Origin of the sequence: Alcanivorax sp. S6407, assembly GCF_023016115.1 — a bacterium.
Taxonomy (GTDB): domain Bacteria; phylum Pseudomonadota; class Gammaproteobacteria; order Pseudomonadales; family Alcanivoracaceae; genus Alcanivorax.
Window position 1 is genome coordinate 434,730 of the sequence record NZ_JALKBH010000004.1, and the last position, 21,756, is coordinate 456,485.

Here is a 21,756-nt window from a genome sequence, read left to right on the forward strand (position 1 = left end):
TTCATTCATGTCCAAGCGCAAGGCGCAGCGCCACAAGAAGCAAACCAACAGCTCACCCAATCCAGAGCCAACAGATAACGGCATGAAGGTGTCGCCCCTACAGAAGGGCCTGCTGCTGGTGGCACTGCTGGCGCTGGCAGGCGCCATCCTGGTGTCGGTACTGCCTCGGGATTTTTTCGTTTTCGATAACACCACCGCGCCGAATACGCTTGCAACGATTCAGTCGGACAAACCCCATCCTCCGCAAGCCAGCTTTACCGGCGCCGCCCATTGCGGCCAGTGTCACCAGAACGAAGTGGCAGACTGGCAGGGTTCGCATCATGATCTGGCCATGCAACCGGTAAACAGCGACACCGTGCTGGGCGATTTTTCCGATATCTCTTTCACTGCTGACGGCGTGCGCAGTCAGTTTTTCCGTGATGGCGATGATTTCAAAGTACGCACCGATGGTCCTGACGGCTCGTTGCAAACCTATACCCTGCGTTACACCTTTGGTGCCATTCCCCTGCAACAATATCTGGTGGAATTTCCTGGCGGCCGGCTGCAGGTACTGGGCATTGCCTGGGACAGCCGCCCCGCCAGTGAAGGAGGCCAGCGCTGGTTTCAGATGTACCCTGATCAGGGTGTAGATCATGAGCATCGCCTGCACTGGACCCAACGCTCGCAGAACTGGAACTTCATGTGTGCCGAGTGTCACTCCACCCAACTGGAAAAAAACTACAACCCGGTGGACGACAGCTACGCCACCACCTGGTCGGATATCGACGTCACCTGTGAAGCCTGCCATGGCCCCGGCTCCAATCATCTGTTGTGGAGTGATCCGCAACAACAGGCGCAATACCATTTCGGCGACAACCTTGGACTCACCCATCGTTTCCATGAACGAGACGGCGTGACATGGCAGCGCGATGCCGACAACAAACCGGTACGCAGCCACCCGCTCACCACCGAAACCGAAATCCAGACCTGCGCCGCCTGCCACTCGCGGCGCTCGCAACCCTTCGAGGATGACCGCACCGGGCAACCGCTGATGGACAGTTTCCTGCCCGCCACCCTGGATGAAGGCCTCTATCATGCGGATGGCCAGGTAGACGACGAGGTGTTTGTCTATGGTTCCTTTATGCAGAGCCTGATGTACGACAAGGGCGTCACCTGCAGCGACTGCCACAACCCGCACAGCCTGGAACTGAAAGCAGAGGGCAATAACCTTTGCCTGCAATGTCATGAGCCCGTGTATGACACGCCCGAGCATCATTTCCATGAGCAGAACGGTGGCGGCAGCCAGTGTGTGGACTGCCATATGCCGGCAAAGACCTTCATGCAGGTTGATGCCCGCCGCGATCACAGCTTCCGCATTCCCCGCCCGGATCTGAGCGAGACACTGGGCACCCCCAATTCCTGCAACCAGTGCCATACAGATCAGTCAGCCAGTTGGGCCACAGAAAAACTGCAGCAATGGTTCGGTCACCTGCCACAAGGGCACCAACAGTTTGCGGAAATTCTGCACGCCGCCCGTCAGGGTGAAGTGCCTGTAGGTGATCTCACCGGGGTGCTCGGCAACCCCGGCCAACCGGATATTGCCCGCGCCACCGCCGCACGCCTGCTGGCACCACAACTCTCTGGCGAAGCCGTGCAGGCACTGGCGCGAGCACTGAACAATGACAGTGCACAGATTCGTCAGGCCGCCATCACCTCACTGCAGCCTTTGCCACTCAACCAACGCTGGCCCCTGCTCAGCCCCTTGCTGAGCGATCCGCAGCGGGTGGTTCGCATCACGGCTGCCGAGGCACTGGCTGATGTGCCTGTGAATGAAGTGCCAGCGGCGCAGCAACGCCCGCTGATGAAGGCCTTCAACGAATTCGAGCAGGCCCAGACCCACAATGCCGACACCCCCGGTGCACAGGTGAAACTGGGCAACTTCATGCTGGCACAGGGCTACCCGGACAGGGCGGAGCAGGCGTATCAACAAGCCCTGCAACTGGATCCCCACTGGACGGCGGCCTACGTCAACATGGCAGACCTATACCGCAGCCGCGGCAACGATGAGGCGGGCGAACAATTGCTTAAGCAGGGCCTCACGTTGCAACCAGCGCAACCGGACCTGTTGTTTGCCATGGGCTTGTTGAAAGTCCGCCAGCAGCAATATCAGCGCGCCCTCCCCTACCTGCACAAGGCGGCTGAAACCCTGCCGCAAAATGGCCGTTACCAGTATGTGTATGCGGTGGCACTGGACAGTGTGGGGCAGCGGGACAAGGCGGTGGTGTGGTTGAAGCAGGCACGACCTACGCCTGAAATTGAACAGCTGCTGGCGCAGTGGGAAAGATGAACCAGCTATGAGCTATGAGTTTTCAGGATGGTGCTTTACCCAGCGAGGACCAGCAAGCTGACTCCCCCACTACGAAGTCGCTGTAGGAGCGCCGCTTGAGGCGCGAACCCGAGCCCTGGCGAGGGGAGATTCTGTCAGCCCGTACACACCTTTTTGAAGCCCCCCATAACCTGAAGCATCTGATCGCCCTGCTGCCGATTCCGTGCTTCGCACGGTTCGCGCCTCAAGCGGCGCTCCTACAGCGGCTTCGCGGATCACGGCAGTCCCACCCGCTCCGCCCTTTCCGCTTGTTGTTTTTTCAACCTGTTGCGTGAAGCGTGCTGCTGCCGTTCAGGCATAAAAAAACCCGGCGGTTTGCCGGGTTTTTTTTATGCCTGGACGGCGCCTTACTTGATCATCTTCTTGATCATGTTCACCTTGTCCAGATACGGCGCATAGCGCATCTTGATATCGAACAGGGTGGTGGCCTTGAGGATGCCGCGCTGGTGCGAGAAGGCATCGAAAGAGTTCTTGCCGTGGTAGGCACCCATGCCACTCTCACCCACACCACCAAACGGCAGGTTCGGGTTGGCCACGTGCATCACGGTGTTGTTGATGCAGCCGCCACCGAACTGGGTATTGGCCAGTACAAACTGCTCCACATCCTTGCTCTCGGTGAACAGGTACAGCGCCAGAGGATGTTCCGGCAGTTTCTTGATGTTGCCGATTAGCTCTTCCATGGTGGAGTAGGTCACGATGGGCAGCACCGGGCCAAAGATCTCTTCCTGCATGACCGCATCGTCCATGCTCACGTCTTTCAGCAGGGTCGGTGCAATGAAGCGCTGGCTGGCATCGGTCTCGCCACCCACCAGCACCTTGGTCTTGTCGATCAGACCGGCGACACGATCAAAATGGCGATCATTGATCATGCGCCCCAGATCCGGGCTCTGTACCGGGTTCTCGCCGTACCACTCCTTCAGGGTAGCCACCAGCTCCTTCTCGAAGGCGTCCTTGATGTCTGCATGGACATGCAAGTGATCCGGCGCCACACAGGTCTGGCCCACGTTCATCATCTTGCCAGCCAGGGTACGACGGGCAGCGATCTTCAGGTTGGCATCCTTGTGGATGATGGTCGGGCTCTTGCCGCCCAGCTCCAGGGTCACCTTGGTCAGATGCTTGGCGGCAGCCGCCATCACGATACGACCAACGCGCGGGCTACCGGTAAAGAAGATGTGATCGAAGCGCTGCTCCAGCAGCACATTAGTCACCTCGGTGCTGCCCTTGAAGGTGGTCACGTATTCGTCGCTGAAGCATTCCTTCATCATCTTCTCCACCACGTCGGCCACGGTGGGGTTGAGAGAAGAAGGCTTGAGTACTGCCGTATTACCGGCAGCAATGGCACCGATCAGGGGCTGAACCAGCAGCAGGAAAGGATAGTTGTACGGACCCATCAGGAAGGTCACGCCCTGGGGAACAGACTCGATACGGCTGCGTCCCGGCTGCGCCCACAGGGTGGTGCCCACACGCTTGGGCTTCATCCAGCTCTTCAGGTGCTTGATGGTGTGCTTCAGATCTTCGTAGGCAGTGCTGATCTCGATGTAAGCCTCGAATTCCGGACGACCGATATCGGCTTTCAGGGCTTCCTGAATTTCGGTCTGGTACTTCACCAGGGCGTCCTTGAGCTTGTTTAGCTGCTGGATACGGAATTCAAAGCTCCGGGTGGCACCGGATTCGAAATAACGGCGCTGCTTGGCTACCGCCTCGGCAGCCCAGTCCTGAGACTGATTGATTTTGTTGTCGTCGAGTACCGCACCCATGATTTGCCTCCTTGATGTGCCTGCAACCACTGCGATTGGAAACAGAGTGTTTCATGGGTGTCGAAACGGCACCATGAGATTTGTTTCTTCCAACTGACCAAAAACACCAAGCTGACGGGCGGTAGCCAGAGCAAAAGAAACAGCTAACCGATTACTGTATATTTCTGGCGCAAACGGATTCTTCGGCCTTCAGCCCTGACCTTTTCCCCGGACTCGGCTGCCTCCTCGTGGCCCACTGACTCCAATTCACTTAGTATCGAACTGACAACGACCGGCACAGCCTCCCGGTTCACCGTGACACGCTCCAAGGACATGATGAATATGGATATTCTCTCTCTCCGCCGCGTTATCCATGAGCTGCGCACGCCTCTGCTGGCCCTCTCCCTGAGCGCCCTGATCGCCGGTTGCGCCAGCCTCGGCGGTGACAGCAATGCCCGCAGCAACGACAACTCTCGTTCCCTGGCTTCACTGTCCCAACCCAGTGACCAGCAGGCGTGCTATGACCGCGATGCCGAGCCCTTTACGCCGCTGGTGGATGCCCACTTCCATCCACGCCCCTTTGGCGGCGCCGCCATTCCACCCGAAAAACTGCATGCCATGCTGGAATCCCAGGGTGTTCGCTTCGTGAACTACTTCGGCATTGGCCAGATTCTGGAGATGGATTCCGGCTGCAGCTATTACCTGGACTGCCCCGGCGTCACCGCCATGCCCAGCATCAAGAACGACTTCGTCAACGGCATGGAAACCGTTGCCTATCCCAGCGACAACCTGCACATCACTCTCTCCATGACCTTCATGGACCTGGCCCATCCGGACAATATCGTCGAGCTGATCGAGCTCTATGATCGTGAATACCCCGGGATGTTCAGCTGGAGCGGCGAACTCAATGTGATGAAGCAGGCGCTGCTGAAGAACAATCATGAACCCGCCACCCTGGAAAGTATCGATCAATGGGCACCCTTCATGGCCGTGCTCAAGGAACGCGGCATTCCGGTTACCCTGCATTCCGATCTCGGTAACGATGCCAACCCTGTCGAGTTCCTGCCATTGATGAAGCATGTGCTGGAAACGTACCCGGACAACAAGATCGTCTGGGCTCACATGGGGCTGTCGAAGGAACTCAGCCACATGAACCCGAAACAGCACACAGCAATCATGAAAGAGTTGCTGGATAGCTACCCGCATCTGATGCTGGATATCTCCTGGGACGTCCTCTACAACGAGTACCATCAATGGGGCGATATCTATGTGCCGTTCCTCAACGAGTATTCCACTCGCATTCTTCCCGGCACCGACTTCGTGGCTGCCGCCTACAAACCGGATGATCAATATGCTACCGAGCTGGATGTCACCAGCCGGGTTCTCAAGGCATTGGATGATGAGGCTTTTCATAACATTGCACTGGGCGCCAACTACTTCCAGCTGATGAACCTGGATTATCACGCCCCCAATGTCTGCCCTGCAGAAACCGATAGCTGAAACAAAACAGAAAGGATTCGGGAATGCGAAAACTTGCCGCTCTTTCGGCCGCGCTTTGCGTCGCCACGCTTGCATCCACCGCTGCGGCGGAAACTGACTCAAAGACAGTGGAACAACAACTGCAGGAACTGAAAACCCTGCGACAGAATCTGGAACAACAAAGCCAGCAATTCGACCAGCGTATTCAGCAACTGGAGACGCAGCTCTATGGTGAAAGTTCCGCCCCACCGCAAACGCCTGCAGACAACCCCGGCACCAGCCTGGGCTATCGTCCCGGCAAGGGTTTCAACCTGTTCAACTCGGATATGGGTGAAGTGAACTTTGGTGTATTCAGTTACACCCGCTACCTGAATCAGAAAGATTTTGATCGCAGCTATACCGACAGCTTTGGCAATACCCGCGAGATTGATCCGCGCAACGATTTCCAGTTCCAGAAGGTCAACATCAGCTTCAAGGGCTGGATCTTCGACCCCAAGCTGAACTACCTGTTCTACACCTGGACGTCCAACACCAGCCAGGGCGACCCGGCCCAGGTGGTAGTGGCGGGTAATCTGAGCTATCACTTCAATCCGGCTTTCAAGCTTTACGCCGGCATCGGCTCCATGCCGTCCACCCGCTCCACCAACTACACTTTCCCCAACTGGCTGAAGAACGACCATCGCACCATTGCCGATGAATTCTTCCGTGGCTCTTACACCACCGGTATCTGGGCAGAAGGGCGGATTGCCGAAGGATTGATGTACCGCGCCATGCTGGGCAACAACCTGAGCCAGCTGGGCGTGAGTGGCAATCAGCTGGATGACGGGCTTAACACCGCATCCGGGTCCCTGTGGTGGATGCCGACCACCGGTGAATATGGCCCTGGTGAAGGGCTGGGGGATTACGAGTTTCATGAACAGCTGGCCACCCGCATTGGTGTGCACTTTACCCACAGCCGCGAGGATGCCCAGTCCCAGCCGGGCACCAATTCATTCGAAAATTCACAGATCCGTCTTTCCGACGGCACCCTGATCTTTCAGGCAGACCCGTTTGGCAACGGCAGCGCCATCAACCAGGCCACTTACCAGATGGCCGCCGCCAACGCCGGCCTGAAATACCGTGGTTGGTTCCTGGAAGCCGAGTACTACCATCGCTGGGTGGATAAATTTGATGCCACGGGCCCGTTGCCCGTCGACGAACTCGATGACAAGGGCTACCAGATACAGGCTTCCATGATGGCGATCCCGAAAGTGCTACAGCCCTACGTCGCCTATTCAGAAATCCAGGGCGAGTACGGTACGCCTCATGACCTCAGCGTGGGCTTCAACTGGTTCCCGTTCAAACGCAAGGAATTCCGCTTCAATGTGCAAGGGCTGTATCTGAAGGATTCACCGGTGGGCTACAGCAGCGTGCCCTTCCAGCTGGGCGGAAACGGCTGGGCATTTACCACTGACATGGTGTTGGCGTTTTGATAAGAGACGCTGCACGCTTCATGCGAATCACGCCTGACGCCTGACGCAAAAAGGCCCGCCCGGGTTACCGGGCGGGCCTTTTTGCGTCGGCAAACACTAACTAGTGGCTGCTGTGGGAGCGAGCCTGCTCGCGATCCGAGCCCAAGCGAGGCAAGGATTCCAGAAGCGAGTTTTGAGTCCCGAGTTTCGAAGATCAAAAACCAAACCCATTCCACGCAGTGGTTTTTGCCTTTCGAAACTCGCTTCTCGCAACTCGAAACTGTTTTCTTCCTCGCTTACGCTCGGATCGCGGTCGAACGACCGCTCCTGCAGGAAGAGCGCTCAGAAACTCCCGGATTACACCCGCAGGTACTTGGCCGCCTTGCTGTCCGCCTTCTTGGCCAGCGGTTTCAGCTCGTTGATTTTCTTGCAGACCTCATCGCATTCTTCCTTGCTCATGGCATGCCCTTCCACTGCCTTGTGCAGCTGGGTCATGTAGTTATCCAGCACAGAAATCACCGACAGATGAACCACCGGCGCAATGGAGGCCTTTTTCATCTGCGGGCGCTGCTTGCGGTGCGCCTGTTCCCAGCGCTTTTCAAATTCCTTGTGATTCAGTGACATCTCTCTCTCCTTGTTCAGAATGTCAGCTTGTTAACGCTGATGTTGTTTAGTCCCAGTTCCCCACCGGTAATGCCTTCCAGGGACACCGGCAGGCTGATGTCATTGATGGACACCTTGCCCAGATCCGCCGCCAGCTGTGCATCGCTGAGTGTCATGCTGCCCACATTCAGATGCACGGTGGGAGTCACCCGGACGCTGACCTTGAGGATGCCGATATCAACGCCCACAGACTTGTCCGAAGCGGTGGCGTCAGCGGTAAAGGAACCACTGGTGGCAGACGGCATATTGATCGCCGGGATGGCCACATTCTCCAGGCTGGCGCCGGGCAGATTGAGGTGACGTGTCGGCGCCGCACGATTGACGCGCATGGCTTCTCCGTCTGCTGAGGGCACGGTGACAGAACTGAGCGTCAGATCACCCACGCCCATACCAGTGATGGACAGCCCGGCACTGGGCAGGCTGAGCTTGTCCAGTCGCACGCCGCTGATATCCAGATTGCCCAGATCCAGCTGGTCAATGGGCTTCATCTCGGCCACCAGGCCGGGGATATCAATACTGGGAATCTGCAGGTCGATATCGCCCAGATCCGGGACCGTGATGGTGCCCAGGTCCACCGGGATATCGAGACTGCCCATGTTCTCGCTGCCATCCCAGCTGCCGATCCAGCCCAGGTCGATTTCCCAGTCAAGATGGAATTCCAGCTCCACAATACTGCGTACCTGATTCAGCACCGCATTGGCATTGTTGACGCTGGCCGAACCGTTCTGCACCGTCAGGCTGCCAATGCTTGCACTACCCAGATTGACCTTCTCTACCTTGAGATTATTGAGGGTGCCGTTATCAACGCTGACCTGGTCGATGGCGATCTTGCGGGACACCTGGGCACCGAGCAGGCCCAAACGGGTGAGTAGATCCCTGGAAACCGGCAGGGACTCCATCAGACTGTCTGCAGACAGTCGTTCCTTGAGTGACATGATATTTGCCTCCTGGCTTGTCGATTCACTGCGCAGTCCTGCGCAGACAGGCAACATAAACCCGGAGCCGGTTCACTAATATGCGTCAAATGTACCAATTTTCAGGAATGTGACGCCGGTGGCAACCTGCCCACCATCCTCCACAGCAGGTATACTTGGCCACCTTTGAACCGACGAGGGAAGCCAACGCCATGCCGTCCTTTGATATTGTTTCCGAAATTGATGAAGTGGCCCTGCGTCACGCCGTGGAAAACGCCAACCGCGATCTGACCAACCGCTTTGATTTTCGCGGTGTAGAGGCCAGCATCGAGCAAAAAGGGCTGACCGTTACCCTGAAGACCGAGTCCGACTTCCAGGTACAGCAGCTGGAAGACATCTTTGCCAAGGCCGCAGTCAAACAAGGAATCAGTGCCGGCGGAGCCGATCGCCCGGACAAACCCGAACACAGCGGCAAGACCTTCTCTATCACTCTGACTTTCAAGCAGGGTATCGAGCAGCCCACCGCCAAACAGATCGTCAAGATGATCAAGGATGCCAAGCTGAAAGTGCAGGCCTCCATTCAGGGCGATTCGGTGCGGGTGAACGGCAAGAAGCGTGACGATCTGCAGGAAGCCATAGCTCTGCTGAAAGCCTCCAAGCTGGAAATTCCGCTGCAGTTCAATAATTTTAGAGACTAGCATCACGCAACACGCCTCACGCAACAACACGAGAGAAGTGTGCGTCCGCGGAAATGAAAGAGGCCGCGCCCGTGACCCGGGCGCGGCCTCTTGCGTTTAGACAGACCGTTTTTGTAGGAGCGGTGGTTCCACCGCGAACCTCGTAGCTATTATTACCGAAACAGCCTCTTCACCGGCGTAAAGGTCGTGTCCGCCTTCATCTTTTTCACCTGCTCGGAGAACTGGCTCTTGCGCGCCTTTTCGCCCAGCCACATCAGCACCCGGTTGGAACCGGGGGTGGCCTTGCGGATCAGCTCTGCGCCCATGCGTAAAGGCGCCTGGGCCGGCCAGAAATATTTCGTCATCGTCTTCGGCAGCCCCAGCTTGTCGGCCGCTTCATCGCCGAGGATATAGCGGCTGTAGCCTGCGCGCAGGGTGTATTCCAGCTTGCCCAGATTTTGCTGTAACCAGCCTTCGCGATCCTGCAGCGAGGCATTGGCCAGTGCCTCGCCAAGACGACGGGTGTCATCGTCGCTGTCACCAATGGTGGCAATCACCTGGTAAAGGGCGCGCATGCTGTCTTGCTCATTGGTAGGCAGGATGCGTTCATCCACGCCCATCAGATACCCCACATAGCGCCACAGATGCACCACCGCTTCTCGCTCGCGACGGCTGAACAGGTAGCCCAGGGAGCGCAGGCCGGTGAGGAAGATCACCGAGAATTCCAGGATTGTGCCCATGGAATCCCACTGATTGAGCGGATAGCCCCAGCGCATATCCCAGTTGTCTGACTTGAGCAGCATGTTGCGCACCTGGGCATGCATCAGGCGCACCCGTACAGCGCTCTTGAAGCCTTCCTGATTCCGCTCCAGACCACCCGGCGTGGTCACGTCCATCCAGAACTTCCCTGTCTCCACCAGACGCCGGTTGGCCATGCGATCCAGCTGGCCGGTGAAGACCAGCGGCTTGGCCGCCGCGCCGGCCAGATAGCCGCCCATGAGAGACATGTTTCGCAGCACCAGTTCACCGGAGATACCCACCCGATAAGACACCTCACAACCCAGCTTCAGCAATTCACGGTCCAGCCAGATGGGTTCGTGATCCACTTGCCGAAACAACGCCTGCAGTGCTTCCGGCGGATTCTCAACCGCATCAATACCCTGTTCCAGCGCCTGATCCACCAGCTTGCGGCCCTGCCCTGCCGGCAGCGAGGCATACATGGCCACCACCGCATCGGCCAGCGGATCACCACTGAGCATGGATTCCCGAATCACCGCCATCTGCCCGGTCGTGGGCTGGGGATCAGAGCCCAGCATCCACTTGAACAGGGTCCGCGCCTTTTTTACCCCGGGACGGTTGGGGTCGCCCACCCGATTGAGTCGGGCCGGATCCAGAGGCAGTTCCTGCAGCATGGCGGTCATGGTGGTCTCCTGTCTGTCATTTTCGCCAGGCGCAGAAAGTCACCCGGCAGAACCAATCGGCTTCACAGGGAAACAACATGTATCCTGCACACGGGAAAGACAAGAAACCCCGGTCTGAATGTCCCCGGATGACAGAAACAGAAATCACTTTTTTATCCACCCGTCGCTTGCTAAGTTGCTCTGTCGTTGCTCGCAAAAAAAGAAAAAGGAATCTTCATGAACCAGCACATTCGCACCGCCGCCCAACGCATGACGCTGTTATGGTTTGCCGTACTGTCGGCGCCACTGCTTGTGGGTATTGCCATCAGCATGATGGTCTGGCTGGGGAACTATTCAGCTCCTGCCGAGCTGATCCCGGTCGACATGCTGCGGATGGGAGCCATGGGCGCGATGGGCTTGATGCTGGCACTGGGCCGACCGGTGCGAAACCTGCTGATGTCACCAGAGGCGATCGCGCGACGTCCTGTTCAGGGAATGTCCGGGCAACAGGACCCACAACAGCAGGCTGCTACCCGCACCCAGGCCAGCATGTTCCTGCTGCTGGGGGTAATGGATTTTGTCGCCATGATCATTCTGGCACTCAGCCTGATGCAGGCGGATGCCGAACTGGCGCTGCTCAACGGCGTCTATTCGCTGATTCTTGCCATCATTGTGAAACCGGACTTCGCCGCACTGATAACCGACACGGCCAAACAGCTGCGGCATGCGGGATAAGGTTCCTTCGCGTGTAAGCACGCTCCCACAGTATGACTCAAGGTCACTCATCAGATCCGCACAGGCCGTAGGAGCCCATGCTCGCATGGCGATCACTACCAGCACAGAACAACCGCAGCGGATTCCAGAGGCATTGCCTGGGAATACGAATCCGCTTTGGGTACCAGATCCATAAAGCAGCACGGTTATCCCTGCCTCCAGGAATAACCGTGCGCCCACTTTTTCCTTTCAAAAAAACTATTTTTTCTTCCCTTTACCGTTACCTTTACCTCCGCCACCATCATCTGATCCATCCGTGCTACCGGCATCACACTGCCCCGGCTTGTGCAGCTGAATATTACCGCGGGCAATCACGCCGCTTTCGAAGTAGGTGCCGGAATGGATCTCCAGACTGTCGTTGATACCCGGCTCGCCGCGGTCCGCCACTGTCACTGTGCAGGTACTTTCTGCGGCACCAGTGCAGTGATAGACCAGACTCCGGGTGACCTCATCCACCAGCGTATAATCCGAAACACTGCCAGCCTTGATGTGAGGCCCGCCACTGCGATGGTCTACTGCATTGAAATGTCCGCTCAAGCCATTGGGCTTGAGACCGCCAACCATGCCAAAGGAAAGCCTCCCGCCGGACACCTCGAGCTGCCCACCGCCGGTGACAAAATCCTTCACCGGACACACATAGGTATCACCGCAGCTGATTCCTGCCTTGGTGTGACTGATGATCACATCCGCCGACACCAGCTGGTCCAGACCCAGATCAATCAAACCCAGCAGCGGTTCATCATCGCCCAGCAATGACACATGCAGCGCATTCACCTCGATGCTGCTGCCAGACACAATCTGTTCGTTGATGATGATGCTGGCTACACCGGGAATGCTAACGGTCTGGTTCGGCTCACCGGTGACGGTGATGTCCTGACCATTGATCACCAGCTGGGCGATATGCGAATCCCCGCTGGTCTCCACATCACTGGAAAAACACTGGCTATTGGCATTGGCCTGCAGCACCGACGCAGAGATGGTCAGCGCATCCATCACTGACAACTCCAGCCCCACCACCGTGGCGTTGGCATGGGTCAGATCACCACTGCCCGTCACGGATGAAGAGAGCACACTGACACCAAGATCCACCAGTCCGGTTTGCACGGACTCACTCAGCCCCTTTTCCAGCATGCCGCCGGACGCATCCAGTTGCCCGGTATCACTGAGCACCACCTTTGTTTCACCCAGAAGAAACGTATTCAGGGTGATATCCACTGCCGTTGCTTCACCGCTATAGGTGGTTGTCACACTACCGCCACCTCCTCCGCCACCTTTTCCTGCGGGAGGGCCTTTTGCCTGTGTGATTGAGGGAATGGCCAACACCACCGCCGTGATCAGGGGTAGCAGCCACAGTGTTTTCAACACCATTGAAAAATGACGCATCTTGCACCTCCTTATGCTGGGCAAACCACTGCATAAATCCGTTATGCACTGGATTTTTCTTTCCCAAGGCGGCACACAAACGCGCACGTTGAATCGGGCTGCCGATCGGCGCATGGCACACTACGGTTGGCCCGGACAAAATAGTTAACGCCTGTTTTCAAGGACACGCACCAGCAATTTTCACAAACGCAACAAAACGCTAAACAGCGCAGCAATTGATTGCTAAGGTCTTGAATCGACGTAGGCACAAAACTGCTCTGTACCAGTGTGCCCTGCTCATAATGTCGGCCAATAGCAGAGGGATTATTATGGAACCAGGTTTCTGGCAGGATAAATGGAACAACAACGAAATCGGATTTCACCTCGATCAGGTTCACCCCCTGCTGGTTCGCTACTGGACTACCCCGCCATTTCTATCAGCACGCAGAATATTTGTGCCTCTGTGTGGCAAGACACTCGACATGCATTTCCTGCGCGAACAGGGTGCCGAAGTGATTGGTGCAGAATTATCCGGGAAAGCAGTAACAGCTTTTTTTGCCGAGGCAGGGGTTGAACCGGAGGTTTCAGAGTGGTCTGGCGGGAAATGCTACCGGCACGACGGTATCACCCTGTTTCAAGGCGATATCTTTTCCCTGACACAGGATCAGCTGGGGCCGGTGGATGCGATTTACGATCGTGCTGCCGTTATCGCCTTGCCAGACTCCCTTCGCCAGCAATACGTTCGACACCTGTTGACCCTCACCGCGCGGGCTCCACAACTGCTGATCACTCTGAGTTATGACCAGTCACAGATGCCAGGCCCACCCTTCTCGGTGGATGCCGGCAATGTTCAGGCCCTTTATGGCGATGACTATGTGATCACCGAACTGGCCGGCGCAGATATCCTGGATCACGAACCGGGCTTCCGTGAGCGGGGCCTCACTGCGCTGGCACAGCACTGCTGGCAGCTGACCCCGCGCTAACAGGCTACCAGGGCAGTTCGGTACCGTCGCTATGCCAGAAGGTGCCGCTGCTCTGCAGTGACAGTCCATCCATCCTGGCAATCAATGCAGTTGCCGCCTGTTTCGCCGTCAGGTGACCACTATGCCCGGTCATGTCTGTCTGAACCCAGCCGGGATGGAGAATAGCCACTGCAATACCCAACGGCTTGAGATCGTGGGCCAGGGACTTGCCGGCGGCATTCAGCGCGGCCTTGCTCATCCGGTAGCCATAGCGTCCGCCAGAGGTGTTGTCAGCGATGGACCCCATACGAGAGGTCATTAAACCCACCTTGCTGCCCGGATGCAGGTTATCCAGCAGCCCCAGGGTGACGCGCAGCGGCCCGAGGGTGTTCACCTCAAACTGCTCGCGAATCTGGTCATAGTGCATGTGCTCGATGGTTTCGTTGCGCATGATACCGGCATTGTTGAACAGCACATCCACCGACGTATCACCCAGCCCGCTGCGCAGGTTGATGACCCCGTCCTCGCGACTGACATCAATACCGTCGATCATCTCCACACCGAGGCTTTCCAGCGCCGCCGATGGCTCACGACAGGTGGCGATCACCCGGTCACCCCTTGCCTTCCAGATGCCGGCCATGGCCAATCCGATACCCCGGTTGGCACCGGTAATCACAACCGTCTGACTCATTACTCGCTCCTTCTTTGATTCACTTGAAATTCCTTTCTATCAGACCCACAGTGAAGCCCGCGACAAGCGGATTTTCAATGCCATTCTCAAGGAGCCATCATGAGCATTTCCCAAGGCGATACCTTTCCCGCCGTTACCATCAAGACCAATGGCGCCAACGGCCCGGAAGACCTTAACACCGGTGAATTTTTCAAGGGCAAAAAGGTGGCACTGTTCGCCGTTCCCGGTGCCTTTACTCCCGGCTGCTCCAATACCCACATGCCCGGCTTTGTCGTCAATGCCGATGCCTTGCTGGAAAAGGTGGATGCCATCGCCTGCATGGCCGTCAACGATGCCTTTGTGATGGACGCCTGGCAGAAAGACCAGAATGCGGATCAGATCACCATGCTGGCAGACGGCAATGCCGAGCTCACCGCCGCACTTGGACTGAATCTGGATGCCACTGGCTTCGGCATGGGCCCGCGCAGCAAACGCTTCGCCATGATCGTCAACGATGGTGTGGTGGAATATTTGGGCGTGGATGACAAGGGCGTAGACAAGAGCAGTGCCGAGACGGTGCTCGCGCAGCTGGGCTGAATCGCTTGCAGGCAAGCTCCCACAAAGCTCGCAAGGCTAGCTGTAGGAGCCAGCCTGCAGGCAATGACACAGTAACGAGTTTCGAGTTTCGAAATGCCAAACCCGGCTGGAGAGAAATGTTCACCTCTCTTGAATTTCGAAACTCGTAACTCGCTTCTCGTCACTCGCAGCTAGCTCAATCCCCCGAGATCCGGTTGCGTTCGATAAACCGGGTGGAATCACCGCCGAAGGATCCGCCATAGCTCTCCCGTACCATGATGCGATCCCCAATGCCATGGAGCTTGTACTGGTTCTGCATGGTCAGGCCGAAGTTGGGCAGGTGGGTGGTATCCACTTCCTTGTTGGTCTTTTCGGCCGCAGTGACCTTGTGATCGATGAAGTCCTGCTCATAACCCAGCTCCAGGATCGGGGCATTCTCGTTCACGTTGGCCACTGCATGGCCATAGATTGATCGCTCTTCATCATCAAGGAAATCGGGCTGGTAATACGGCCAGATTTCTTCTTCCAGGAAATTGCTCCGGAACCATTGGGGCGCGAAGGAACTTTGCCCGGTGGCCAGAAAGGCACCTCGAATACCGGAGGAAACGCGACGCACCGGCGAAGGATCATCCGGATTGGCAATTTCCTTCACCGCGGCATGAATCCCGGCACCGGCACCCAGAGACGAACCGGTGACAAAAATGTCGTCCGGGTTGATCTTGAAGACATCCGCGTAGTAACGGAAGAACTGGATGGCATGACTCATGTCATCCTTTGATATCGGATAGCCATTTTCATCCAGATCCTTGGCGGGGTGGCGAAAGTCCAGCGCTGCCACGGTGACACCACCCGCCCCGCCGCCGCCAATTCCCAGATAGGCCTCAAGCGTTCCCTTTTTCGGCCCCAGCATGGTTTCCTTGTTGTGGTTTGCTGAATGGGCGTAGATCACCAGGGTGTTGGTTTCACTGCCGCTGTGCACCTTGCCATCCGGGGTCGGGTAATAGACATCAATGCGCAGGCCATTGGGTTCGCTGTCCGGCCCCACAATCGGCAGCCAGCTCACTGAACTGTCACCATAAAAAATATTTTCGTAGTAGCCGCACACCGGGTCACAGCTGCCATAGGTCACGAAGTGATCGTCCATCACGTCACTGTCGAAAGGGGCCGGCGCGTCCGCACCGGCCGGTGCCGGGCCACCAGTGATCAACTTGGCGCCACAGGCCTGACCCGCATCCGTATCCACACAGATTTCCACATGGGTGGTTTCGCCAACATTCAGAGGCCAGGGGTAGGTAATGGAAAATTCCTTCCCAACATTACTGCCCTTGCTCTGGGTGGCCGCCAGACTGCCGTCCACATAATAGTAATGACTGGAACTGGTGGGCTTGAGCACATCGTAATAAATCGGGAAGGTTTGCCCCGCCGGCACATAGTTGTTGACGCCCACCGTGTGCATTTCCACTGCCTGATCCAGTTGCAACACCTGGCCAGCGCGGATGCTTATTTCATCGCAGACCTGATCCCCGGCATGGTCCAGGCAAATCCCGATGGTCTTTCTATCGCCATCGGAAAAGCCACCCGGATAAGTCACCGAGAATTCCCCGGCTTGAGAACCGGTACTGCTGTTACTGCGGGTTTTCTTCAGCGAGCCGTCCACATAGTAGTAATGGTCGGAGCTGCTTTCGCCGGTGACTTCATAACGGATGGGAAAGGGGGCATTGGGCGGAACCACATTACCTTCTCCCACGGGTAAAATACGCACCTGAAAATCCATGGCAGCCAGCGCCGTGCCGCTGATCGACAGCAGCAGCACTCCAGCAAGATGAAACATTCCCTGTTTCGAACGTGAAATCATGACAACGCCTCCCGATATGGCGTCCGGTGTTTTCCTCGAGAATAAATCTCACCTGACGGCTCTTCTATCAAAAGAGACAACGATCACGCTTTTTCTCAAAATTTTATCTTGCAGGGTAGGACAGCAACGCCATATGGCTAGCCAAAGGGCTAATCACATAAAAGAATTACTCAACCTATTGGGAGCAGGCCAGTATGCACATCGGTGTCCAAGGGTGGCAGTGATGGTGGAGATGATGTGGCCTTATATTTCCAGCGAAAGACCCAGTGTTGCCGTAAAGTCATCTTTTTCCGGTGTCACCCCGTCGCTGTCAGGTTGCGGGCTTTCAATGCGTTTCCAGGTGCCTGCCAATCGCAGGTCCAGCCGACTGGTGAGATCCACATCCAGAGCAGTGTAGAAATCATGCTTGGCACGTCCGCCTTTTGATTCGGTCAGCGTCACCTGGTATTCAAGCAGAAAGTCGATGTTGTCGGTGATTTCCTGATCGTAGAAAGTGCTGATTAAAAATGCCGGGGTAGCAACCGTACGGTCTTCGCCAGGCGCCACATCCACATACTCGGTGCGCTGGTAACCCGGGCCAGCAGCAACGATCCAGTCCAGTTTTGGACGATCAAAAATCTGGTAACCACCACCAAAGCCCAGGGTCCATTCCGCGGCCCGGTTCTGGAATGGGTCCCGATAGTACTGCGCCTGAACTGGACGAAAAAACCAGCGGTTACTCACCCGGTAGTCGTGAATCACTTCTGCACTATGATTATTGGCAAGCTGCTCGGATGATGATTCAGAATAGTTTCCGGTATAACTCATGCGGGTGCTGTTTTTCACTGTACGCCGCTTGAGAACCACCTTGGTATTGAGATCTTTCTGTTCCACATTGCCGCTGCGATAATTCAGCCCCACAGACACGTCCGCAGACCACAGATCAAATTCCCGTGGAGACGCGCTGGCAATACCCACCACTTCTTCAAACGTCACAGGCTCGCCACCTATCAGCAACTTACCGCTTTCGGTAGTCAACCGGCCAAGGATAATCTCTCCCCCTTCCAGCAGCACCGACATGACACGGCCTGTGCGGATATAGGCAATATCTTCCCAGTCGATAGAAATCAGGTCGAAGTGGTCACTGTCGATTTCCACCGATTCGTCATGCAGTACCTTCAACCGCCCCTTTACCCACTCACCGGTGTCCAACTGGATCCAGTCCCACTGCTGCACATCGAATTGAGGTGGCGTCCAGGTTTCCGGTGGCTTGGCGGCACTGTCAAAGGTCTGCTCGCCGTATGCACAAAACGGCAACGCAGCGATAACGAAAGAGGCAGCCCGTAAGGCTGCCTTGATTGTGGTGCCTGCTCCTTTGCGGGAAAACATCGGGCCGGCTGAGATGCGATCAGTCATTACTTACCGTACGGTTGAACCTCATAGGGATTCCCCCCCAGCGCTGCCGAGATGTCAGCAATCGCCTTTTGGGCACGCACACTGTTACCCGCCGCATCCAGCGGCGGCGAGATGGCCGCGATACCGAACTTGCCCGGAGAAATGGCGATGATACCACCACCGACCCCACTCTTGGCGGGCAGGCCGGTCTTGTACAGCCATTTACCGGCATCATCATAAAGACCAGCCGTTGCCATTACTGCCAGAATTTCCGGTATATCAGCAGGCTTGACCAGATCTTTTCCTGTCACAGGGTTGGTGCCAGCATTCGCCAGAGTGGAAGCCATCACCGCCAGGTCTTTGGCATTGACTCCCACGGAACACTGACGGGTATAAATGTCCGTGGCCTGCAGAGGATCACCTTCGATATGGCCATAGGCATACATCAGATGAGCGATGGCCTGATTGCGCTGGTTAGTTGCCGCTTCCGACTTGTAGATATCTTCCAGGACTGTCAACTCACGACCGGCGAATTCACCGTAGTAATTCAGGATCTTGTTCCAGATTTCATTGTAGCTCTTGCCTTCCACCAGACTGGTGGTAGTGATCGCACCGGCGTTAACCAGAGGATTCATCTCATGCCCCTGATACTGCTCGATGGCATGGATGGAATTGAACACCTGGCCGGTGGCATCCACCCCTACATTTTCAGGCAGCAGCGCAGTGCCTTTTTCTTCTGTCACCAGCGCCATGGTGAACACTTTGGAAATGGACTGGATGGAGACTTCGGAAGTGATATCGCCCACGCTGTACACTTTGCCGTCCACCGTCACCAGCACGATGCCGAAGATATTGGAATCCACCTTGTCCAGCGCCGGGATATAATCCGCGTTCGCACCCTCCTTGAGGCCCTTGTACTTGTCATAGGCTTTTTTCAATTCGGCGTTGATGTTTTTCTCTGTCAGCTTGCTATCGACCATACCCGCTGCTGCAGGCGCACCGGATTCCGCTGAACAACTGGCGCTGGCCATGGCCAGCATGCCGGCAAACAGCAGGCTGAAAAACTTGCGAGAATATTGCATTGTCATTGCTCCCTCTCTTCTATGAGCCAGCCCGCTGATTACAGCAGGTTTCCGCTGGAAAAGTTGTACTTCACACTGAATTGCACACGGCGATCATAGCCCTTGTCACCATCATTGGCGGTGCGCTTTCCGAACAGGTACTCGACCCCCATCATCACCTTGTCATTGGGGGTATGCAGCAGGTTGATGGAGGCATACTCACCCTTGTTGAAGGCATCCGGGCCTTGCAGATCCATGTTGTCGATTTCTGTGGAGCTGTAACCAAAGGCTGTGCTGTAGGCATCACTCCAGCCATGCTCGTAGTAGGCCACCAGACCGGTCACCGGTACTACCTGGTAATCCGGGTCCGCCACGGTGCCGCCATCCAGCGCCATGTCCGTGCCTCCATCATTCATGTAGTTGGACACCCCTTCCCCATGCAGCACGCCCAGGATCAGACGGTCACGCTCCATGACATTGACCGTAGTGGTCAGGTTGACGCCCCAGCCAAACTCGCTGTCTTCCGGCTTGGCATCACCGGTACCGGGTGTGTCGTAGGCCACCTGACGAAGAATTCCCGCTACCTGGAAATGCCCCCAGTCGCCCACCTGGCGAAAATGCGCTGTGAGATCCGGGTAAGGGTTATGGCCAGACTGGGCCGTGCCCGTGGTGTCCACCCCGCTCCCCGGGGTTTCGATAGCCACGGCAACGGTGGAATCCCCCTTCACAGGTGTCCAGCGGATCTGCGGATTACGCAGGTAGGCCATGCCGGACGGACCCCAGTAATCGATCACGTTGGGGAACACATCGCCATCCATGAACACACTGTTGGTCTGCCCGGCAAGAATGGACTTCCACTCCCCATAGGCATGGCGCAGGCGAATGGTGGTCTGGCCTTCATCGGCCCCGACACCATAGAGATCAAATTCGAACTTGGTGGTCAGCATGCTGTCGCCCGCCATGGTGGCGGCATCCACACCAAAGCGGCTCTGCCGGGCACTCAGTATCGCCTGGCCGTCACTGCCCACGTCACTGGCATGGGTGGGGATACGACTGGGGCGCAGTGTGGCTTCCCAGTCAGGATTGGGGCGATCAAACGCCTGCACGTAATCCACCATGGCATAGCCATAAAGTGAAAAGGAGGAATCGGTTTCTGCGGCCACGCAAGCAAGAGGTGCCATCAGCGCAAGCGCACCGAGGCCCTTCAAAGGAAAAGTCTTAGCCATGATGTTCGTCCCTGGTTGTCCTTTTAAAGGCTGCCGCTCCCTGGCATGGAATCAGCAGCAATGGCACTACCGTGTTGCATCTGTTCCATGGCTGATATGAACACAGTTTTGAACCATAGTCACGATGCCCACATGAAATCACGGCACAATAATGACTACGGGTTCACAGCAGACTTTGACGTCACCCTCATGCGCGGTATTCACTATGGGGAGACCATCCGACTTTCGTCACAGAAAACGTCAGGGGAAAAGTGTCCATGAGCATCCTGCAACTGCCCAGCGCCCATCCCGAAGCCATCCTGCTGGACTGGCATGCCACCCTGGTGGATACCCACGATGCCATGTACCACGCTGTCGATGACGTGCTGCCGCATCTGCGGGAGCTGGACCTCTGGGACCAGCTGCTGGAACCGGATGATTCCAAGACCATTGAAGATGCCAAGCTGCTCATGTACGTGAAAGACCATCACCGCCTGCACCCCAAGATCGTGGCGCAGCGCAAAATTTCCCGTACTGATATCTTCGAAGTGCTGTTTGGCAGCGACCAGGACGCCAAGGCACGCGCCCACCAGGCTTTTGATCAGGCCTACAAGAAATATGTGGAAGAGGTATTCCCACTGGAACACGACATCCGTGAGCAGCTGGAACACATCCGCTCCATTGGTATTCGCACTGGCTTGATCTCCAACCGCAAGCGGGATTTTCTTGAACACGAACTGGCACTGGTGGACGGGATCGGCTGGGAAGATCTGTTCGACGTAGTGGTCTGCGGCAGCGATGTGGCCAAACGCAAACCGGCACCGGACATGCTGCTAAAGGCCATGGAGGCACTGCAACTGGAGCCGGGGCCGGACTGTTGGTACATCGGCGACAGCACCACGGACGTGATCGCCGCCAAGGAAGCAGGGATCACCTCCATTTTCTACAATGGCGCCGGCTGGGATCAGGCCTGGCTGGACAAGATCTTCCCGGACACCATCAAGCACCCCCACCGCCCGGATGCGGTGGTCGGCAGCATCGCCGAACTCACCGACCTGGCGCGCCACCTGCTGGCGCAACACAAGCGGGTGGCGCGGGCGAGGACTTGAAAGGCTTTTTTTACCACAGAGGTCACAGAGACCACTGAGATAAACCATGACGGCAAGGAATAACCGGGTGACGAGTTACGAGAAGCGAGTTTCGAAAAGCAAAACCTTCCTTCTGGCCGGGTT

General features: G+C 56.7%; 18 protein-coding genes. 8 read left to right on the forward strand and 10 right to left on the reverse strand.

The window, feature by feature from the left end:
- The first annotated feature begins 7 nt into the window (after positions 1 to 7).
- Positions 8 to 2,326, forward strand: a complete 2,319-nt coding sequence (locus MWU49_RS11685) for a tetratricopeptide repeat protein (RefSeq protein WP_246972413.1) — start codon at positions 8 to 10, stop codon at positions 2,324 to 2,326.
- 386 nt (positions 2,327 to 2,712) lie between these two features.
- Here the strand turns inward: MWU49_RS11685 and MWU49_RS11690 are convergent, their stop codons facing one another.
- The gene (locus MWU49_RS11690) at positions 2,713 to 4,122 is read right to left on the reverse strand and encodes an aldehyde dehydrogenase (RefSeq protein ID WP_246972415.1); all 1,410 of its coding nucleotides are present in this window, start codon (positions 4,120 to 4,122) and stop codon (positions 2,713 to 2,715) included.
- Between the two features lie 321 nt (positions 4,123 to 4,443).
- Between MWU49_RS11690 and MWU49_RS11695 the strand changes: the two genes are divergently transcribed.
- Positions 4,444 to 5,601, forward strand: a complete 1,158-nt coding sequence (locus tag MWU49_RS11695) for an amidohydrolase family protein (RefSeq protein WP_246972418.1) — start codon at positions 4,444 to 4,446, stop codon at positions 5,599 to 5,601.
- Positions 5,602 to 5,624: 23 nt separating this feature from the next.
- Positions 5,625 to 7,052, forward strand: coding sequence for an OprO/OprP family phosphate-selective porin (locus MWU49_RS11700; protein ID WP_246972421.1), 1,428 nt, complete (start codon positions 5,625 to 5,627; stop codon positions 7,050 to 7,052).
- A 336-nt stretch (positions 7,053 to 7,388) separates the two neighbouring features.
- On the opposite strand, the gene MWU49_RS11705 is transcribed toward MWU49_RS11700, so the two are convergent.
- Complete coding sequence (locus MWU49_RS11705) at positions 7,389 to 7,655, reverse strand: hypothetical protein (RefSeq protein ID WP_246972424.1); 267 nt, start codon at positions 7,653 to 7,655, stop codon at positions 7,389 to 7,391.
- A 14-nt stretch (positions 7,656 to 7,669) separates the two neighbouring features.
- Positions 7,670 to 8,629 carry an activator of Hsp90 ATPase N-terminal domain-containing protein gene (locus tag MWU49_RS11710; RefSeq protein WP_246972428.1) on the reverse strand — a complete coding sequence of 320 codons (960 nt, stop codon included), beginning with the start codon at positions 8,627 to 8,629 and terminating at the stop codon, positions 7,670 to 7,672.
- Between the two features lie 191 nt (positions 8,630 to 8,820).
- Here MWU49_RS11710 and MWU49_RS11715 point away from each other — a divergent pair, with 191 nt between their 5' ends.
- Positions 8,821 to 9,306: a YajQ family cyclic di-GMP-binding protein gene (locus MWU49_RS11715; protein ID WP_246972923.1), complete on the forward strand. Its 486-nt coding sequence runs from the start codon at positions 8,821 to 8,823 to the stop codon at positions 9,304 to 9,306.
- A 152-nt stretch (positions 9,307 to 9,458) separates the two neighbouring features.
- Here MWU49_RS11715 and MWU49_RS11720 read toward each other — a convergent pair whose 3' ends face one another.
- Entirely contained in the window at positions 9,459 to 10,706 is a 1,248-nt protein-coding gene (locus MWU49_RS11720) for an oxygenase MpaB family protein (RefSeq protein ID WP_246972431.1), read from the reverse strand.
- Between the two features lie 216 nt (positions 10,707 to 10,922).
- Between MWU49_RS11720 and MWU49_RS11725 the strand changes: the two genes are divergently transcribed.
- A complete protein-coding gene (locus tag MWU49_RS11725) occupies positions 10,923 to 11,420 on the forward strand; it encodes a hypothetical protein (RefSeq protein ID WP_246972434.1) in 498 nt (165 codons plus the stop codon).
- Positions 11,421 to 11,657: 237 nt separating this feature from the next.
- Here MWU49_RS11725 and MWU49_RS11730 read toward each other — a convergent pair whose 3' ends face one another.
- On the reverse strand, positions 11,658 to 12,842 hold the full coding sequence (locus MWU49_RS11730; protein ID WP_246972437.1) for a choice-of-anchor P family protein: 1,185 nt from the start codon (positions 12,840 to 12,842) through the stop codon (positions 11,658 to 11,660).
- A gap of 308 nt (positions 12,843 to 13,150) precedes the next feature.
- Here MWU49_RS11730 and tmpT point away from each other — a divergent pair, with 308 nt between their 5' ends.
- Positions 13,151 to 13,804: a thiopurine S-methyltransferase gene (tmpT, locus tag MWU49_RS11735; protein WP_246972439.1), complete on the forward strand. Its 654-nt coding sequence runs from the start codon at positions 13,151 to 13,153 to the stop codon at positions 13,802 to 13,804.
- A 4-nt stretch (positions 13,805 to 13,808) separates the two neighbouring features.
- Here the strand turns inward: tmpT and MWU49_RS11740 are convergent, their stop codons facing one another.
- The gene (locus MWU49_RS11740) at positions 13,809 to 14,474 is read right to left on the reverse strand and encodes an SDR family oxidoreductase (protein WP_246972441.1); all 666 of its coding nucleotides are present in this window, start codon (positions 14,472 to 14,474) and stop codon (positions 13,809 to 13,811) included.
- Between the two features lie 99 nt (positions 14,475 to 14,573).
- Between MWU49_RS11740 and MWU49_RS11745 the strand changes: the two genes are divergently transcribed.
- Entirely contained in the window at positions 14,574 to 15,050 is a 477-nt protein-coding gene (locus tag MWU49_RS11745; RefSeq protein WP_246972443.1) for a peroxiredoxin, read from the forward strand.
- Between the two features lie 175 nt (positions 15,051 to 15,225).
- Here MWU49_RS11745 and MWU49_RS11750 read toward each other — a convergent pair whose 3' ends face one another.
- From MWU49_RS11750 to MWU49_RS11765, 4 genes are all read right to left on the reverse strand, one after another.
- Positions 15,226 to 16,884, reverse strand: coding sequence for a hypothetical protein (locus MWU49_RS11750; RefSeq protein ID WP_246972445.1), 1,659 nt, complete (start codon positions 16,882 to 16,884; stop codon positions 15,226 to 15,228).
- 243 nt (positions 16,885 to 17,127) lie between these two features.
- Entirely contained in the window at positions 17,128 to 18,279 is a 1,152-nt protein-coding gene (locus tag MWU49_RS11755; protein ID WP_246972447.1) for a DUF481 domain-containing protein, read from the reverse strand.
- Positions 18,279 to 19,340, reverse strand: coding sequence for a glutaminase A (gene glsA, locus MWU49_RS11760; protein WP_246972449.1), 1,062 nt, complete (start codon positions 19,338 to 19,340; stop codon positions 18,279 to 18,281). The genes MWU49_RS11755 and glsA overlap by 1 nt, the downstream gene beginning before the upstream one ends.
- Before the next feature lie 38 nt (positions 19,341 to 19,378).
- Positions 19,379 to 20,545 (reverse strand): DcaP family trimeric outer membrane transporter, encoded by a 1,167-nt coding sequence (locus tag MWU49_RS11765; protein ID WP_246972452.1) that lies wholly within the window; start codon positions 20,543 to 20,545, stop codon positions 19,379 to 19,381.
- A 257-nt stretch (positions 20,546 to 20,802) separates the two neighbouring features.
- Here MWU49_RS11765 and MWU49_RS11770 point away from each other — a divergent pair, with 257 nt between their 5' ends.
- Complete coding sequence (locus tag MWU49_RS11770) at positions 20,803 to 21,633, forward strand: HAD-IA family hydrolase (protein ID WP_246972454.1); 831 nt, start codon at positions 20,803 to 20,805, stop codon at positions 21,631 to 21,633.
- Positions 21,634 to 21,756 lie beyond the last annotated feature (123 nt).